Origin of the sequence: Nocardia colli (genome assembly GCF_008704205.1) — a bacterium.
Taxonomy (GTDB): domain Bacteria; phylum Actinomycetota; class Actinomycetes; order Mycobacteriales; family Mycobacteriaceae; genus Nocardia; species Nocardia colli.
Map to the genome: position 1 here is coordinate 167059 of NZ_VXLC01000014.1, position 16066 is coordinate 183124.

General features: G+C 67.8%; 18 protein-coding genes. 4 read left to right on the top strand and 14 right to left on the bottom strand.

What is annotated here, in order from left to right; all coding sequences use genetic code 11:
- Positions 1–23 precede the first annotated feature (23 nt).
- Complete coding sequence (locus F3087_RS25210; protein ID WP_150404508.1) at positions 24–449, bottom strand: MarR family winged helix-turn-helix transcriptional regulator; 426 nt, start codon at positions 447–449, stop codon at positions 24–26.
- 83 nt (positions 450–532) lie between these two features.
- Here F3087_RS25210 and F3087_RS25215 point away from each other — a divergent pair, with 83 nt between their 5' ends.
- Complete coding sequence (locus F3087_RS25215; protein WP_223885320.1) at positions 533–2290, top strand: ABC transporter ATP-binding protein; 1758 nt, start codon at positions 533–535, stop codon at positions 2288–2290.
- On the opposite strand, the gene F3087_RS25220 is transcribed toward F3087_RS25215, so the two are convergent.
- From F3087_RS25220 to F3087_RS25230, 3 genes are all read right to left on the bottom strand, one after another.
- Positions 2287–3186, bottom strand: coding sequence for an alpha/beta hydrolase (locus F3087_RS25220; RefSeq protein ID WP_150404510.1), 900 nt, complete (start codon positions 3184–3186; stop codon positions 2287–2289). The two genes, F3087_RS25215 and F3087_RS25220, sit on opposite strands and share 4 nt — an antisense overlap.
- A gap of 129 nt (positions 3187–3315) precedes the next feature.
- Positions 3316–4068 (bottom strand): L,D-transpeptidase, encoded by a 753-nt coding sequence (locus F3087_RS25225; RefSeq protein WP_150404511.1) that lies wholly within the window; start codon positions 4066–4068, stop codon positions 3316–3318.
- A 488-nt stretch (positions 4069–4556) separates the two neighbouring features.
- Positions 4557–4961, bottom strand: a complete 405-nt coding sequence (locus F3087_RS25230; protein ID WP_150404512.1) for a winged helix-turn-helix transcriptional regulator — start codon at positions 4959–4961, stop codon at positions 4557–4559.
- Positions 4962–5028: 67 nt separating this feature from the next.
- On the opposite strand from F3087_RS25230, the gene F3087_RS25235 reads away from it, so the two are divergent.
- Positions 5029–5949, top strand: a complete 921-nt coding sequence (locus F3087_RS25235; RefSeq protein ID WP_150404513.1) for an NADP-dependent oxidoreductase — start codon at positions 5029–5031, stop codon at positions 5947–5949.
- Between the two features lie 3 nt (positions 5950–5952).
- Here the strand turns inward: F3087_RS25235 and F3087_RS25240 are convergent, their stop codons facing one another.
- Together F3087_RS25240 and F3087_RS25245 are read right to left on the bottom strand one after the other, a co-directional pair.
- Positions 5953–6918, bottom strand: coding sequence for a TIGR03557 family F420-dependent LLM class oxidoreductase (locus F3087_RS25240; RefSeq protein WP_150404514.1), 966 nt, complete (start codon positions 6916–6918; stop codon positions 5953–5955).
- A gap of 68 nt (positions 6919–6986) precedes the next feature.
- The gene (locus tag F3087_RS25245; RefSeq protein WP_150404515.1) at positions 6987–7646 is read right to left on the bottom strand and encodes a cyclodeaminase/cyclohydrolase family protein; all 660 of its coding nucleotides are present in this window, start codon (positions 7644–7646) and stop codon (positions 6987–6989) included.
- Positions 7647–7777: 131 nt separating this feature from the next.
- Between F3087_RS25245 and F3087_RS25250 the strand changes: the two genes are divergently transcribed.
- Entirely contained in the window at positions 7778–8815 is a 1038-nt protein-coding gene (locus tag F3087_RS25250; protein WP_150404516.1) for an LLM class F420-dependent oxidoreductase, read from the top strand.
- Positions 8816–8928: 113 nt separating this feature from the next.
- Positions 8929–9402: a hypothetical protein gene (locus F3087_RS25255; protein WP_150404517.1), complete on the top strand. Its 474-nt coding sequence runs from the start codon at positions 8929–8931 to the stop codon at positions 9400–9402.
- Between the two features lie 22 nt (positions 9403–9424).
- Here the strand turns inward: F3087_RS25255 and F3087_RS25260 are convergent, their stop codons facing one another.
- The 8 genes from F3087_RS25260 to mftR form a co-directional block, all read right to left on the bottom strand.
- Positions 9425–9763, bottom strand: coding sequence for an STAS domain-containing protein (locus tag F3087_RS25260; protein WP_150404841.1), 339 nt, complete (start codon positions 9761–9763; stop codon positions 9425–9427).
- A 172-nt stretch (positions 9764–9935) separates the two neighbouring features.
- Positions 9936–10565, bottom strand: a complete 630-nt coding sequence (locus tag F3087_RS25265) for a flavin reductase family protein (protein ID WP_150404518.1) — start codon at positions 10563–10565, stop codon at positions 9936–9938.
- 63 nt (positions 10566–10628) lie between these two features.
- A complete protein-coding gene (locus tag F3087_RS25270; protein ID WP_150404519.1) occupies positions 10629–12971 on the bottom strand; it encodes a SpoIIE family protein phosphatase in 2343 nt (780 codons plus the stop codon).
- Between the two features lie 13 nt (positions 12972–12984).
- Positions 12985–13620, bottom strand: a complete 636-nt coding sequence (locus F3087_RS25275) for a SpoIIE family protein phosphatase (RefSeq protein ID WP_150404520.1) — start codon at positions 13618–13620, stop codon at positions 12985–12987.
- Positions 13613–14038, bottom strand: a complete 426-nt coding sequence (locus F3087_RS25280) for an ATP-binding protein (protein WP_150404521.1) — start codon at positions 14036–14038, stop codon at positions 13613–13615. The genes F3087_RS25275 and F3087_RS25280 overlap by 8 nt, the downstream gene beginning before the upstream one ends.
- Positions 14016–14405 carry an STAS domain-containing protein gene (locus F3087_RS25285; protein WP_107660644.1) on the bottom strand — a complete coding sequence of 130 codons (390 nt, stop codon included), beginning with the start codon at positions 14403–14405 and terminating at the stop codon, positions 14016–14018. The genes F3087_RS25280 and F3087_RS25285 overlap by 23 nt, the downstream gene beginning before the upstream one ends.
- 14 nt (positions 14406–14419) lie before the next feature.
- Positions 14420–15325 (bottom strand): STAS domain-containing protein, encoded by a 906-nt coding sequence (locus F3087_RS25290; RefSeq protein ID WP_040735778.1) that lies wholly within the window; start codon positions 15323–15325, stop codon positions 14420–14422.
- A gap of 127 nt (positions 15326–15452) precedes the next feature.
- Entirely contained in the window at positions 15453–16046 is a 594-nt protein-coding gene (gene mftR / locus F3087_RS25295; RefSeq protein ID WP_150404522.1) for a mycofactocin system transcriptional regulator, read from the bottom strand.
- Positions 16047–16066 lie beyond the last annotated feature (20 nt).

Here is a 16066-nt window from a genome sequence, read left to right on the forward strand (position 1 = left end):
CCGGCCGGTAAGTCCGGATTGTGCTATCCGGTAGTCGAATCGAGGGTGGCCAGCAGGTCTCGCAGGGTTTCGCGTTGGTCGGCGGTGAGGGTGGCGAAGAGTTCCTCGGCGGCCTCGCGGCGCGCATCGGCCATCCGGGCCAGGGTGGCGCGGCCGGATTCGGTCAGGGTGACCAGGGTGGCGCGGCGGTTGGCCGGGTCGGGCGCGCGGGTGACCAGGTCGGCGGCGGTGAGGGCGTCGACGACGGTGGTGGCCGAGCGGGGCACGATGCCGAGTCGTTCGGCGAGCGCGGTCATCCGCAGGGGTTCGTCCTGGTGCGCGATGATGCGCAACGCACGCGCCTGGGCCGGGGTGAGACCCAGCGGGGCGAGCCGGCCGACCTGGTTGCGCCGGATCCGTTTGGCCGCGCGCAGGAACAGTTCGGGCAGGTCGGTGTCGACGGACTCCATGTTTCTGAGCATAACTCATTGTTTCGGGAACAATTATGAGTCATGCTCAGTTTCATGAGTTAGCTTCTCGGAAGGAGGCGCCTATGCAGCCCCCACATCAGCTCCGCCGGATCGTCCGGCTGTTCCGGCCCTATCGGGCCCGGCTGGCCCTCGTGGCCGCCCTTGTTTGTCTCTCCTCGGTCGTCGCCCTGGCCTCGCCGTTCATGCTGCGCGCGGTGCTCGACGACGCGCTCCCGCACGGGCGCACCGGCCTGCTCACCCTGCTCGCCGCGGGCATGATCGCGGTCGCCGCGCTGACCAGTGTGTTCGGCGTGCTCCAGACCTACATCTCGACCACCGTCGGCCAGGACGTCATGCACGACCTGCGGTCCGCGGTGTACGCGCAACTGCAGCGAATGCCGTTGTCCTTCTTCACCAAGACCCGCACCGGTGAGGTGCAGTCGCGCATCGCCAACGACATCGGCGGCATGCAGTCGACCGTCACCTCCACCGCGACGTCGCTGGTCTCGAACTTCACCACCGTGCTCGCCGCGGTGACCGCGATGCTCGTGCTGGACTGGCGATTGACCCTGGTCTCGCTGGTCATGCTGCCGTTTTTCGTCTGGATCAGCCGCCGCGTCGGCAGCGAGCGGCGCAAGATCACCGGTCAGCGGCAGGAGAAGCTGGCCGGCATGTCGGCGATCGTGGAGGAGTCGCTCTCGGTGAGCGGCATCCTGCTCGGCCGCACGATGGGTCGTTCGCCCGCGCTGGTCGACAGTTTCGTGCGGGAATCGCGCGGGCTGGTCGATCTGGAGGTGCGCGCGAGCATGGCCGGACGGTGGCGGCAGTCGACCATCACGATCGTCATGTCTGCCATGCCTGCCGTCATCTATTGGGCAGCCGGGCTCAGCGCGACCGGCGGGCAGCCGCTGGTGTCGATCGGCACCCTGGTCGCGTTCACCACGTTGCAGACCACGCTGCTGCGGCCGATGGTGCAGTTGCTCTCGACCGGTGTCGAGGTGCAGAGCTCGATGGCGTTGTTCGGCCGGATCTTCGAATACCTGGACCTGAAGCCGGATATCGAGGAGCCGGTCGAGCCGGTGCCGCTCGGTGAGGTCACGGGTGCGGTGCGATTCGATCATGTCGGGTTCTCGTATGGATCGGGGAACCGAGAGGTGCTGAGCGACATCGACATCACGGTGCCCGCCGGGTCGAGTCTGGCCATCGTCGGCGAAACCGGTTCCGGTAAGACCACTCTCGGTTATCTGGCCGCTCGGCTCTACGACGTGACCTCCGGACGGATCGCCATCGACGGTAAAGACGTGCGCGACTTGTCCTTTGCCGATCTCGCCGCCGCCGTCGGTGTGGTGTCGCAGGAGACCTACCTGTTCCACGCCACGGTCGCCGACAACCTGCGTTTCGCGAAACCCGATGCGACGGAACGGGAACTGCACGACGCGGCGCGCGCCGCGCAGATCCACGACCACATCATGAGCCTGCCCGACGGCTACGACACGCTCGTGGGCGAGCGTGGCTACCGGTTCTCCGGTGGCGAGAAGCAGCGGCTCGCGGTTGCCCGTGCGGTGCTGCGTAATCCGCCCATCCTGGTGCTGGACGAGGCGACCAGCGCGCTGGACACCCGCACCGAGCAAGAGGTGCAGCAGGCGATCGACGCGCTGTCGGTCGACCGGACCACGATCACCATCGCGCACCGGTTGTCGACCATCCGCGACGCCGATCAGATCGTCGTGCTCGACCAGGGACGCATCGTCGAGAGCGGATCACACGACGAGCTGATGGAACTCGACGGACGTTATGCCGCACTGCTTTCCCGTGACGACACCTTGATCGAAGCGGCCTAGGGCCGCAGGTGTTCGACGAGGAAGGCGGTCTCGTCGGCCACCACCTTGTCGAAATCGGGGGAGACATAGATGTCGAAATGGCCGGCCGGATACTCGTGCACCTCGACGTTGGATCCGGCGGCCGCCGCGTAACGCAGGGTCTGGCGCGGCGGGGCGACGGTGTCTTTCAGGCAGACGCCGAGGAAGACCGGGACGTCGATCTTCCGCAGGCTGCGGCCTGGGCGGTAGAGGGGAAGGGTCAGGCCGATCCGGGACGCGACGGCGTTGGGGTGATTGAACGTCGGTGGCACCAACCCGTTGTAGCCGGGGGCCGCGTCCGGTGCGTTCATCAAGGCGGTCTCGCCCGGCAGGCCCGTGAGCGCGACGGTGACCGGCGGCCTGCGCAAAGCCGCGCCGGCCACGTCCGCGAGCGCGCGGGCAGCGATGCCGAGCAGCGGCCGGAAGCCGACGGTCGGCGCCGAGGCGAGCCCGTCGGTGAACGGGCATTGCGAGACGACCGCCGCGACCCGGCGGTCCTGCGCGGCCACCCGCAGCACGTGCCCGCCGCTGAAAGACGTTCCGAACAAAGCGATTCGAGACGAGTCGACACCGTCGAGCCGGGCGGCGTAGTCGATCGCCGCCGACCAATCGGCGAGCTGACGACCGATGCTCAACAGCTGCCGCGGTTCGCCGTCGCTGGCGCCGAAATGCCGATAGTCGAAGACCACCGCGGCGATGCCTGCGGCGGCGAACTGCTCGGCGAAGGCGTCCAGGCGCATTTCCTTCACGGCGCCGAGTCCGTGTGCCATGACCACGACCGGGACCGCGCCCGCGGTGCTCGCCGGCCGGTACAGCCAGCCCCGGACCGTGGTGCCGTCGGACTGGAATTCGATATCCGAGCGTGGTGCGGTCGTCATCTCTCAGCTCCTGGCAGATCCAGCAATTGAGACCTAGCGTCCCATTCGCTCGATCATGTCATGAGCGGGAGCCGTGGGCGACCCGCGGACCGCCGAAGCGGCGCGCAGGGTCGCGCAGGTGCGATGCGATTACCAGTGCAGCGTGACCGGATCACCGACATTGATGACGTTGTAAACCCATTCGGCGTTTTCCGGGGACAGGTTGAGGCAGCCGTGGCTGACATTCGTGTTGCCCTGTTCCTCGACCGACCACGGCGCCGAGTGAATGTACACGCCGCCCCAGGTGAGGCGTTCGGCGAATTCACCGTTGATCACATAGCCCTCGGGCGAGCTCAGCGGTATGCCGATGGTGCGTGAGTCGAACACGACATTGCGTGCCTTCTCCAGCACGGGGAAGGTGCCCGACGGGGTCGGGTACTTCGGCTTGCCGTACGAGGCGGGCATCGTCCGCGGGATGCCGCCGACGGTCAGCGTGAACGTGTGCGCCGACATGTCGCCGTCACCGTAAACGCCTGCGTTGGTGTCGAATTCGGTGCGGGCATTACCCACGCCGACGGTGATCCTGGCATTGGCGGGCAGGAAGCCGGTCGGCGTCCACACCGCCTCTCGGTCGTTGGTCCACGCGAACGTCCCGGTCAACGGTTGCGTGGTGCGGATATCGATACTTCGCTCGGCTTTCGCGCGATCGGCGACCGCTGTCGCGAATCGAACGGTCACCGGATGGGCCACGCCCACCATCTGCCCGTTCGCGGGCCCGATCGATTCGACCGGACTGGTTGTCGTGGTATTCCCGATCAGCGTCGCTGTCGCCGTTCCCGACCAGAACACGGCCATTACCGCGATCAAGATCATTAGAAACAGATATCGGATGACTCTTCTCATGAGCTCCACCCCTTCGAGATGGTGGGTAGGCAAGCAAACTAAATGTTAGGCCGCATGATCAACTCGGGTCTACGAATCGATCCCAGCCGTGCCGCAGTCGTGACCGACCACCATGCCCCTCTCTATGTTGCCTACCCACCCCGCCCACCACCAAACCCGCCCCACCCCCACACCGCACGACCGTTCGTATGGATCACCCAGCCCTCGCCCCTTCCTGCCCGCCGCGCACGAAACCTCGCGCCGCGCACGAAACTGCTAGCAATTCCATGCGCCGCTGCACAATTCACGCGCAGCAACGGTCGGCCAGCGCACTCCGCAGCCTTTGTTCAAAGCGCTTGTGACGCAACCATGGCCAGATGACCACGCTGGAACTCGATGTTATGCACCTGACCGATAACTAAAGCCGGGTACGGCACACGACGCGCCCAGCACTACTCACGAGAAAACCTGGGTAGGTCTTGAGCTCACTGGACAGGTCGCAGCGGGGTTTACAGACCGAGCGGTTCCGGGGCCGGCCGGGCATCGAAAGCCGCTCGGGCGGCGAGGATTTGGTGTTGGTGCTCGTCCGACCAATTGCCGAGGGCCTGGCTGATCGCGCCGAGGCTTTCGCCGAGGGCGGTCAGAGAGTATTCGACCTTGGGCGGGACGGTCGGATAGACGGCTCGGTGGACGAGGCCCTCGCGTTCGAGATTGCGCAGGGTGCGGGTGAGCATCTTCTGAGTGATGCCGTCGAGGCGGCGGCGCAGGTCGTTGAAGCGGACGGGGGTCTTGCTGTCGCGCAGGACAACCAGCACCAGCAGGACCCATTTGTCGGCGAGCACGGCGAAGATCTCGCGGGCCGGGCACTGATGCAGGTAGCTCTCGACCAGCGTCGGAGCGGGGGCAGTATCCATTGGGTACCTCGGGATCATAAAGGTGCCTTCTTTCCAATAGATACTAGGTCGCCGCAGAATCGTTGGCATGTTGGCAATCATTCAACGCACATTCGGCGGCCCGGACGTTCTCGAAATGGTCGAGGTGGCCCGGCCACAGCCGGGACCAGGGGAGGTGCTGGTGCGGGTCGCCGCGACCAGCGTGAACGCGGCGGATTGGAAGGTTCGTGCAGGACAGGTGCCGGTGCTCGGAAATCCGCCGCTGACACTGGGATTGGACGTTTCCGGGATCGTCGAGGAACTCGGATCCGGTGTGGATCGGTTCCAGCTCGGCGATGCCGTCCACGGGATGGTGATGGGCGGTGCGAACGCCGAATACCTGGTGGCGCAGGCGCATACGCTGGCGCTGAAGCCGGCGAGCCTGGATCACATCCACGCGGCGGCGTTGCCGGTGGCCGCATCGACCGCGTGGCAGGCGCTGGCCGCGGTCGGCGCGGGGCAGCGAGTGCTGGTGCACGCGGCGGCCGGCGGCGTCGGTCATCTCGCGGTGGAGATCGCCAAGCATCGGGGCGCGTACGTGATCGGCACTGCCCGCGCCGCCAATCACGAGTATCTGCGGGAACTCGGTATCGATGAGGTGATCGATTACACCGCAGTCGATTTCGCCGACACCGTCGGTGACATCGATGTCGTGGTCGACCTCGTCGGCGGCGAATACGGATCGCGCTCACTGCGCGTGCTCGGCCCGAACGGTCGCTACCTCGACATGCAGGGCCCGGCCAGCGAGACCGATCCGCGTGACGAGGGCGATCCGCGCTACGAACGCTTCTATGTCGAACCGTCGGGCGTCTCCCTGCGCGAGATCGCCATCATGGTCGACCGCGGGCACCTGCGCGTCTCGGTCGACCAGGTCCTGCCCCTCGCCGACGTGGCAAAAGCCCACCAGCTCAGCGAATCCGGCCGAGTTCGCGGCAAAATCGTTCTGACAGCGTGGAATTCGCCCGCCTAGCGGTCAGCTCGGGGTGAGTTGCCGGAACCTGGGTTCGAGTTCCTGCTGGTAGAAGTCGATGAACCCGTCGGGGTCCGGTCCGGCGTTCTGCATGACCAGGTGATCGAACCCGGCGTCGACGAACTCCTGGGCCACCTCGACATACCGGGCCGGGTCCGGTCCGCAGGCGAACTGCTGAACCACATCCTCGATCCGCACCGTCTTGGACGCGGCATCGAAATTGACCGGGTTGGGCAGTTCGCTCATCACTTTCCACCCGGTCAGCGCCCAGCGGCTGGTCTCGAGCACGGCCTTGGCGGCGGTCTCCTCGTCCGGCGCCCAGGCCATCGGGACCTCCGCGTAGCGCGGGCCGGTGCCGCCGGCCGCCTGGTAGCGCTCGACGATCTCGGACTTCGGCTCGGTGGCGAACAATCCGTCACCGAGTTCGGCGGCGATGCGCGCCGAGGGCGGTCCGCTGGCCGCGACGGCGATGACCGGCAGTTCGTCGGGCAGGTCGAAGACGCGCGCATCCGAGAGCGACAGGTAGCGCCCGTCGTAGGAGCGATACCCGCCCTGCCACAGCAGTCGAATGATCTCCAGCGCCTCGCGCAGCATCTCCTGACGCTTGCGCACGTCCGGGAACTCCCGGGCGACCACATGCTCGTTCAGCCGCTCACCCGAGCCGACACCGAGCGTGAACCGTCCGTCCGACACCAGCGCCAACGTCGCCGCGGCCTGCGCGATGATCGCCGGGTGATAGCGAACGGTCGGGCAGGTCACCCCGGTCGCCAGCCCGATCCGCTCGGTCTGCACCGCGATCGCGCCCAGCACCGTCCAGGCGAACGGTGAATGGCCCTGCACGTCGAGCCACGGGTGATAGTGGTCGCTCATCTCGACGAAATCGAAACCGGCGGATTCGGCCCGAACCGCTTGGCGCATCAGCTCTTTCGGCCCGAATGCCTCCGCGGCCAGCTTGTATCCGATCTGCACGGCTACCTCCTCGGCAATGTCGGCGATTTTCCGCCGACATACCCGGCCGGGCGAACCGGAAACCGGGACTAGCCGCGAACGGCGTGCACCACGTCGGCATGCAGGCCATCGGCCCGCGCGACCAGCTCCTCGATGCGCAGCAAAACCGGGGCGAACCGGTCCCCCTCCGCGGCGGGCAGCGACGCGACATTGATCTCGATATTGAGCTGCGAGCTGCTTGCGGCGGCCCGGCAGGCGTCGGCGGCGGCGCCGATATCGGTGACCACGTTGGGGTTGCCGATCGGGAACAACTCGGTGGCCAGTGACAGCACCTCGTCGGCCTCGTCGACCACTGCCGCAGGCACCCGCGCGGCCTCGACCAGCGCGGCGTTGATCGTCGCGGTGCGCTCGGCGATCTCCTCGGGGGTGGTCTTCGGCAGCTTGTAGGCGGCGCCGACCGCGGTGAACGCGGCGGCATCGGCGTCGGCCAGGGCCAGCGAGCGGGCGCGGGCGGCGTCGGCGGCCTCGATGATCCGGTCGACCACCGGCCGGTTGTCGGCGTCCTTGGCCCGCGTCGTGTAGCGCGCCACCATCGCGACGAGCGCGGCGGCCTGCGCGGCGTGCAGCGCGGCCACGGCCCCGCCGCCGGGCGCGGGAATCTTGGCGGCCAGATCGTCCAGGTACCGCGCGAGCGTCGCCTCGCCGAAAGAGGGTGCGGTTTCCTGGGACGGGGCGCTCGGCTGCGACACGGGTCAGTGGCCTTTCATGGTGCGGCGGGGGTGGGGAGTGCGCGGTCAACGCTACCGGTTTGACCGTGGGCGTTGCCTGCCGGACCGGTCCGGTGCGGCGGTGACCCGTAGTCGCCGTTATGTTGAGTGCTATGCGGATCGGATTGGGCATCAACTACTCGGGCGGTTTCAAAGAGGCGGCGGCGGAGGTCGCCGATCTGGAGCAGGCCGGCCTGGACATCGTGTTCGTCCCCGAGGCGTACTCGTACGACGCGGTGAGCGCGCTCGGCTACCTCGCGGCCAAGACCACCCGGCTGCAACTGGCCTCGGGCATCTTGCAGATCTACACCCGTACCCCGAGCCTGACCGCGATGACCGCGGCCGGCCTCGATTTCGTCTCCGACGGCCGCTACATCCTCGGCCTCGGTGCGTCGGGCCCGCAGGTGATCGAGGGCTTCCACGGCGTGCCCTACGACGCGCCCATCGGACGCACGCGCGAACTGGTGGAGATCTGCCGCAAGGTGTGGCGGCGGGAGCGGCTCGAGTACCAGGGCAAGTACTACCAGATCCCGCTGCCCGAAGGTCAGGGCACGGGCCTGGGCAAGCCGCTCAAGCTGATCAATCATCCGGTGCGCGAACGCATTCCGGTGCTGCTCGCCGCGATCGGCCCGAAGAACGTCGAGCTGACCGCCGAGATCGCCGAGGGCTGGCAGCCGATCTTCTTCCTGCCGGAGCAGGCGAACAAGATCTGGGGCGAGTCGCTCGAGGCCGGTTTCGCCAAGCGCGACCCGCAGCTCGGCCCGCTCGAGGTGTACGCGAGCCCGTTCCTGGCCATCGGCGAGGACGTCGAGCCGCTGCTGGAATTCGTGAAGCCGCACCTCGCGCTCTACATCGGCGGGATGGGCGCCAAGGGCAAGAACTTCTACCACGCGCTGGCCACGAAGTATGGCTACGGCGCCGAGGCCGACCGCATCCAGGAGCTCTACCTGGCGGGCAAGAAGGAGGAGGCGGCCAAGGTCGTCCCCGACGCCCTGGTCCGCGACATCTCCCTGGTCGGCCCCGCCGGCTACGTCAAGGAGCGGGTCGCCGCCTTCGCCGAGGCCGGCGTCACCGTGTTGAACGTGGCGCCGATGGCCGCCACCCCGGCCGATCGGGTCAAGCTGATCGAGCAGCTGCGCGAACTCTGCTGATTCGCGGAAGCGGCTGGCGGGCAAGCATTGTCGGCTTGCTCGCCGCGCCGTAGGCTGCCGTAGTCGGACCCGCGGGCGGTGCCGATCAGTGATTCGGCCGACAGGCGAGGACGATGTTCGACATACCGGAGATGCCACCCGTGGTGGTCGCGTTCATCGCATCGGAGCGGTTGCCGTTGCCGCTGGCCGAGCGTTTCGACTTGGCGCTGACCCATTCGAACGCCCCGAAGTGGGGCGATGTTGCGCTGATGGTGGATCTGTATCTCGACAACCCGGATTTGGATCCGGACCTGCGCGGCCCACTCGCGCTCTTGGGCGCGTACGCCTACCTCCAGACGTGTGAATACATGCTCGATCAGCTCGTTCGACGCGCGCAGATCGTGTTGCGCCTGGTGGACGTGGCCCGTCGGCACGGTGTCGCGGACGCCGACTCAGAGGAGGTGTCCGATGCGGCATGGCGTATCTACGAGCTGGGCGTCGAGTTCGATGACCAGCGGGCCGCGGCGGACCCCGGCGCAACCGAGGATCCGGCTCCGCCCGCGCCGCAGCGCCTGGCCCCGCTTCGAGACAACATCGATCTGGGTTGAGCGCCGCGGCCGAGTGGTCGGATCAGCGGTCGCGGAAGCCCGCGAGCGCCGCTTCCAGGGTGGAATGCACGGCGAAGACCTGATCGAGATTGGTCATTCTCAGTTGGCGGCTGGTGGCCGGGCCGTCGGCCACGACGGCGATCGCGGTCGAGTCGCCCGCACGCTGGTGAGTAGCGACGAGCACGGCCATACCGGCCGAGGCGAGGAAGCTGACCGCGCTCAGATCGATGATCAGGGCCGCGGGCTTGCCGTTCAGGATCGCCTCGATCGAGCTCTCCAGCGCGGGCGCCGTCGCCAGGTCGACCTCGCCGGCCACCGTGAGGACCGTCGCGCCGTCCTGGGAAGCGACGGTGGTGGTCATCGTGTCCGCGAGGGGATACGCGTCTCCGGAAGTGTTGGTCACAACTCCACCCCACACAAGTAGCGGCGAATTCGCAACCTAGGCGCGTTCATAAGGTCAAACACTACCGCAGTAGGCGGGCCCAAGTTGCCGTTGCGGCGCTTCAGAATCGGAGCGTTACCGGGGAGTCTGCTCAATAGCTGGTCGCGGCGCTCGGTATCTGCCACGCGGTGGCCAATCGAGACGGATGCAACTGGGCGCCCTCGCCGAAGTACTCGCAGAACTTCATAATCAGCGGATCCCAGCCGGCCGGATCCACGTGCGCGGTGCCCGGGATGATCAGTTCCTCGGCGACGTGCGCGCGCAGCACCCGCACGGTGTGCGCGATCGCGCCGGTATCGATGCCGAACGGTTCGGCGGACAGCAGTTCGCATTCGAGCTGAATCGGGCACTCGGCGACCCTGGGCGCCGCGACGAGGTCCGCGGGGAGCTGGGTGAGCCCGGCGGCGGTGAACTTGTCCGGCTCGTACCGGTACCTCTTCTCGATCTTGTGCGGGCTCATGACCGGCGAACCCGTCAGCAGCGCAAGGCGATCCACCGCGGCCACCAGAGCCGACGACGGTAGGTTCAGCACACACTCCCGCTCCCGCACCATGTTCCGCGAGGTCTGCGATCCGGTGTTCATCCCGAGCATGCACTGATCGCCGAGCCACCACGCCGACGACATCGGCGCGAGATTCGCTGTCCCGTCGGGGTTCCGGGTGCCGATCAACACCACCGGCGTGCCGAAATAGAGAACCTTGAGCTCAACAACTCGATGCATGCCGACCACGATGCCGTGCGCCGACGGGCCGGTGCTGGCGGTAAATCGACGCGGCGTTGCCGGTCAGCCCGTGATGCGGCGGTTGGTGCCGCGCAACGGGTTTGCCACCGGGAAGGTGATGGCGGGCAGGGTTACCGACATGCGGACGCGGGTGCCGGGGCCGGTGTGGTCGATGTCGAGTTCCTCGGTGAGGGCGCGCATCATGTCGATGCCGCGGCCGCGGTAGCCGGGGTCGGCCGAGCGGGGCTTCCAGCTGCCGGTGTCCTTGACGGTGATCACCACCGTCTCGGTGTTGCAGGTCGCGGTCAGTTCGACCCGGTTGACGTCGCCGGACGGGTCGCGCAGGGCTCGGGCGACGCGCCCCATCGAACGGTCGGTGCTCTCCGGGCGTCCGGTCGGCACGGCGCCGTTGCGGTAGGCGTGCTCGATGCTGTTGCTGCACGCCTCGTTGGTGGCGGCGACCAGATCGGAGGCGAGATCGTGCGGCACCGCGGCGGCGGACAGCCAGGCCTTGAGCGTACGGCGCAGGGCGGCAAGCTCATCCGCGTGCGCGGGCACCTCCAGGCGCAGCGGCGCGGGCGGCTGGCGGTACACCACCATGGCCACGTCGTCGTCGTAGCCCGCGGCGGGCCGCAGGCGCGAGAGCACCGCGTCGGCCACCTCGCGGGGCAGCTTGGCGGAGGTGCCGGAGAGCACGTCGGCGATCTTGGCGAAGCTGTCGTCGATGTCGACGCCGCGCTGTTCGACCAGCCCGTCGGTGAACAGCACCAGGGTCGAGCCCGGCGTCAGCGCGGTGGTCGCCTCCGGGCGGCGCGGCGTCTCGAAGGTGGCGAGCGGGAACGACCGCCCACCCTCCAGCAGGCGACCGGTCGCGTCGACGTCGGCCAGGATCGGCGGCATGTGGCCCGCGCTGCTGTAGCGCACCAGCCCGCGCACCGGATCGAGCACCGCGGCACACACGGTCGTGCACATCGCGCCGGGAATGCGGCCCGCGACCGTGTCCAGTTCAGCGAGCAACTGCGCCGGCCCCGCGCCCCGCAACAGCAAAGCCTGTGCGGCTGTACGCAATTGACCCATCACCACGGCCGCGGACAGACCACGTCCGACGCAGTCGCCGACCACCACGCCGATGGTGCCGTCGCGCAACGGGACCACGTCGTACCAGTCGCCGCCGATCTCCAGCGGCGGCAGCGCCGGCTCGTAATGCACCGAGAACCGCGGTGGCAGTTCGATCGGGCCGAGCATGGCGCGTTGCAGGGTCAGCGAGGTCGAGCGGGCCTGATCGAAGTTGCGCGCCCGCTGCACCGCGAGGCTCAGGTGCCCGATCAGCAGCGAGAACAGGGTCCAGTCGGCGGCGCTGATCGCGCGCGGCGCGGCGAAGCGCAACCACAGTGCGGCGTCACCGGTTTCGCCGAGCGGCGCGACGATCCCCTCGGAGCTGTCGGTGCCCTCCGGGATCGCGAACAGGCTGCGGCCCGGTCTGCGCCGGGCCCGATCGAGCATTGCCCGTGCGCGCGCGTCCAATTCGGCGTTCTCCGGGCCGTTGGCGCCCTCGGCGCCGGAGACGTACACCTCCGGCTCGACGTGCCTGCTCGGCCACACCGACACCACCGCGGTCTGCGCGCCGACGGTGCGCCGCAGTTCGTCGAGCCCGACCGCGAGCACCTCGACCACGCTGGTCGCCGCGCCCACCGCGGTGGCCAGCCGGGACGCGGCCTGATCGCGGGCCTGCGCGTCGTGCTCGGCGGTGACGTCGCGAATGGTGCCGACGAAGATCCGTTCGTTGTTCTCCGGCTTGATCAGCGCGCTGGTGCTCACCGCGAGCCACAGCGAGCGCCCGTCCCGGTGCCGGATCGGAATGACGAAACGCAGTGCCTCCGTGCCGAGATCGGGGTAGCGCGGCCCCTCCGGCATCGACCACGGATGCGGCAGCGGGTAGGGCACGTCGGCGGCGCCGTAACCGGTCAGCGCGCCGAACGCGGAGTTGACCTCGATGATCGCGCCTTGCGAGTCGGCGACGAAGAAGCCGTCCTGCAGCGACTCCACCAACGCGGTGCGGAAGGCGTCGCGACCGGCGAGATCGTCCGCGCGGGTGCGCTGTTGCTCATAGCGGCCGACCCCGTCGAGGTAGCCGCGGGTCGCGATGTCAAGGGCGGCAAGGGTTTGCAGCAGGAATTCCAGCGCCGACTCGGCCAGCCGGGAATCCGGGTCGCCGATGCCCGCGTCCTGCTCGGCGGCCTGCACCACCCGGAAGTGGTTCTCGTTGAGGTCGAGCAGGCTGATGCCCTCGACCAGCGCTCGCCGGCCGAGTTCGTACCCTTCGGCCAGCGTCCCCTGCGTCGGTGAATCCAGGTGCCGCCGTAGCGCTTTCGCGTACTCGTCGAGGAACACGGCCAATGCGGTCATGCGGCCCGGCCCCTCATGACGCCGGGCCCTGCGCCGAGCCGCGGTGGCGCGCGGCGAGCACCAGCGCGTCGTCGGTGTCCTTGGCGTGCTTGCCGAGGATGTCCGAGGTGATGTCCGCGGTCGACTTGGACAGGTCGATCGCGTCGGCGGACTCGCTGACGATGCCGTCGGTGGACATCAGCAGCAGATCGCCGGGGCGCACGTGAATGGTCTGCGGTTGCAGATTCTGCGGTAGTCGGTAACCGACGATGCCCGCGGTGAGCAGGATGGTCGCGCGGACGGCCAGGCCGGCGGGACTCACGGTGAGCACCCGGGATTCGACATTGCCCACGCCGAGCCAGCGCACCGTGTCGCTCGGATCGAAGAGCGCGAGCGAGACCGCGGCGCCGCGGGTGTCGGCCATGGCCCGATGACAGAGCACCATCAGCACGTCCAACGGTTCGGCGCGGTTCTCCGAGAGGACCTGCGCGGCCCGGTCGGCGGCGTCGGCCGCGGGCGCGCCGTGGCCGAGCCCGTCCAGGACGGCGAAAAGCACGGTGCCGCCGCCGGTGTCGAGGATGAGGCCGCGATCACCGGAGACGCGTTGGCCGGGGAGTGCGCGACCGGCCACCGCCCACTCGATTCGGCCGATGAACCCGTCTTCATGCACCGTTGGGTACCCACTTCCACATCTCCACCAACGTGCCTTTGCCCGGCGCGGAATCGACGAGTAGCCGATCCATCAGCCGGCGCGCGCCGGGGAGACCGAGTCCTAGCCCGCGGCCGGTCGAATAGCCGTCCTCCAGCGCGCGGGGGATGTCGATGATGCCGGGCCCCTGGTCCTCGGCCTGAACCACCAGCGCCTGCCGGCCCTCGCGGTCGTCGACCATCAGGCGGATCTCGCCGCTGCCTGCGTAACTGGTGATGTTGCGGGCGATTTCGGAGATCGCCGTGGAGATCATGGTGCGGTCTGTGAGTGTGAATCCGAGCTTCGCTGCCAGTTCGCGGCCGGCCTGACGTGCGATCACGATGTCGCCCGACACTCTGACCGCTATCACCAGGTTCTCAGCGGCCACTGTCACGACCATCCCGCTGGCGGGGGGAGGCGGTCTTCTTGTTCAGCCAGGCCAGACCCTCTTCGAGATCGAGGGCGGTGTGCATGTCCTCGAACGTCAGCCCCAATTGCACCATCGCGAAGGCGACTTCCGGCTGCAGCCCGACGATCACCGTTTCGGCGCCGCGCAGCTGCGTCATGTGCGCGATGGTACGCAACGATCTCGCCGCGAAGGAATCCATGATGTCGATCGCGGTGACGTCGACGATGATTCCGTGCGCCCGGTATTTGCTGACCTGCTTCATCAGATCGTCTTGCAGGCGTTCGGTATCGGCGTCGGTCAACGCTGATTGAACCGACGCGATGAGATAAGTGCCCTGTTTGAGAATCGGTACCGGCATGTGCCCGCCCTGATCTAGCGGCCGTCGCGTTCGGTAACCCGTTCGGCGACTCGGGAAACCTCGTAACCCAGCAGACGTTCGGCTTCCTCGATACCACCTTGGAGGTCACCGACCGCATTCATCTTCGACAGATCCAGCCCGATGGTGACCAGCGTCAGCGCGATCTCCGAGGACAGGCCGGTGATGATCACGTTCGCACCCATCAGGCCGGACGCGTCGACGGTCTGCACCAGGTGGTTGGCCACGGTCGAGTCGATCTGCGGCACACCGGTGATGTCGATGACGACGACCTTGGCGCGGTTGGCCCGGATCGCGCGCAGCAGCTGTTCGGTGAGCTGGCGAGCGCGTTGGCTGTCCAGCACACCGATGATGGGGAGGATGAGCAGCTGTTCACGCACCTGAAGAACCGGGGTGGACAGCTCGCGGATCGCCTCCTGCTGCTGGCGGATGACGCGCTCGCGTTCCTGGACGAAGGAGACGCCCACGGTGTTGGCGATGCGGTTGGCGGCCGGTTCATAGGCGTCGAGCACGGCGTTCAGTAACTGGAAGTCGGCCTGGTACTTCTCGAACAGCGAACGGGCCAGCACGTCGCGCAGCAGCAGCACGATGCCAAGGACCTCGTCGGTTTCGACGCCTCTCGGAATGATGCGCTCGGACAGATCGCGGGCGTAGGCCTGCAGCGCCTCGACGCTACCGGTCTCGAGCACCTCGACGTAGTTGTCGTAGACGGAGGTCGCCTCGGAGAAGATCTCCTCCGGGGTCATCGCGGTCAGGAGTTGCGCGTCGGTGATGCGGCGAGCCCACTCCTCACGCAGCGCGGTGCGGTTCTGGCGCAAGTGCTCGACCAACTGCGGGAGCAGGTTGTCGACCGGTCCCGCGGTCAGCGAATCCGCCGAAAGGCTCATGGACACCTCGGACATGGAAACTCCTGCCCCTTTCGACGGTTTGAGTCGGGATGGTCGTGCGTCTCGGCCGTGAGGCCGACACCGAGCCTAGTCATACCCCAACCGGGTTGCCGATGAAACCTGCCGGTTGTTCGCTTGTGGTTCACGGTAGCGGGGCGAATCCGCGCTCGAGTCCGCGCAGCGCCTCCTCCAGATAGACGGTGAGGTCGGCGTCGGCGCGGGCCAGCCAGGCGTCGAAGGCGGCGCGGGCCGCGGCCAGCGTGGTGCGTCCGACGGCCAGCGGGATCAGCGCGTTGTCCGGTTCGCCGAGGCGGCGGGCGGCGAAGTCGCTGACCGCGTGTTCCCAGGCGTCGTAGTGCGCGCCCGCGGTGGCGGCCAGGGCGGGGATGGTGGCGACCAGTTGCATGCGGGTGCGTAGCTCGGGGACGTCCTCGGCCCGATACCGATTGGCGTTCACGACAACTCGACGTACCGCGGTCATCATCGGAACATCGTCGGGCACCTCGGCGAAGGCGGTGCGCAGAGCGGTGACTTCGTCATCGAACTGGTACCAGAGCACCTCGGCCTTGGTGGGAAAGTAGCGGAAGAAGGTGCGGCCGCTGATTCCGGCCGCGGCGGCGATCTGCTCGACGGTGGTGTCCTCGAAGCCCTGCTCGGTGAACAGTCGCATGGCGATCAGCTCGAGTTCGCGTTTGCTGGTCCCGCGCGGGCGACCGCGGGTGGTCCTGGCTGGCACGGCTATTGATTATGTCAGTG

What these genes read in the sequence shown, in the direction of transcription:
- F3087_RS25210 (WP_150404508.1), bottom strand. Translation starts at nt 449, where the DNA reads ATGGAGTCCGTCGACACCGACCTGCCCGAACTGTTCCTGCGCGCGGCC.
- F3087_RS25230 (WP_150404512.1), bottom strand. Translation starts at nt 4,961, where the DNA reads ATGGATACTGCCCCCGCTCCGACGCTGGTCGAGAGCTACCTGCATCAG.
- F3087_RS25280 (WP_150404521.1), bottom strand. Translation starts at nt 14,038, where the DNA reads ATGGTCGTGACAGTGGCCGCTGAGAACCTGGTGATAGCGGTCAGAGTG.
- F3087_RS25270 (WP_150404519.1), bottom strand. Translation starts at nt 12,971, where the DNA reads ATGACCGCATTGGCCGTGTTCCTCGACGAGTACGCGAAAGCGCTACGG.
- F3087_RS25235 (WP_150404513.1), top strand. Translation starts at nt 5,029, where the DNA reads ATGTTGGCAATCATTCAACGCACATTCGGCGGCCCGGACGTTCTCGAA.
- F3087_RS25255 (WP_150404517.1), top strand. Translation starts at nt 8,929, where the DNA reads ATGTTCGACATACCGGAGATGCCACCCGTGGTGGTCGCGTTCATCGCA.
- F3087_RS25225 (WP_150404511.1), bottom strand. Translation starts at nt 4,068, where the DNA reads ATGAGAAGAGTCATCCGATATCTGTTTCTAATGATCTTGATCGCGGTA.
- F3087_RS25260 (WP_150404841.1), bottom strand. Translation starts at nt 9,763, where the DNA reads ATGACCACCACCGTCGCTTCCCAGGACGGCGCGACGGTCCTCACGGTG.
- F3087_RS25265 (WP_150404518.1), bottom strand. Translation starts at nt 10,565, where the DNA reads ATGCATCGAGTTGTTGAGCTCAAGGTTCTCTATTTCGGCACGCCGGTG.
- F3087_RS25220 (WP_150404510.1), bottom strand. Translation starts at nt 3,186, where the DNA reads ATGACGACCGCACCACGCTCGGATATCGAATTCCAGTCCGACGGCACC.
- F3087_RS25250 (WP_150404516.1), top strand. Translation starts at nt 7,778, where the DNA reads ATGCGGATCGGATTGGGCATCAACTACTCGGGCGGTTTCAAAGAGGCG.
- F3087_RS25285 (WP_107660644.1), bottom strand. Translation starts at nt 14,405, where the DNA reads ATGCCGGTACCGATTCTCAAACAGGGCACTTATCTCATCGCGTCGGTT.
- F3087_RS25290 (WP_040735778.1), bottom strand. Translation starts at nt 15,325, where the DNA reads ATGTCCGAGGTGTCCATGAGCCTTTCGGCGGATTCGCTGACCGCGGGA.
- F3087_RS25215 (WP_223885320.1), top strand. Translation starts at nt 533, where the DNA reads ATGCAGCCCCCACATCAGCTCCGCCGGATCGTCCGGCTGTTCCGGCCC.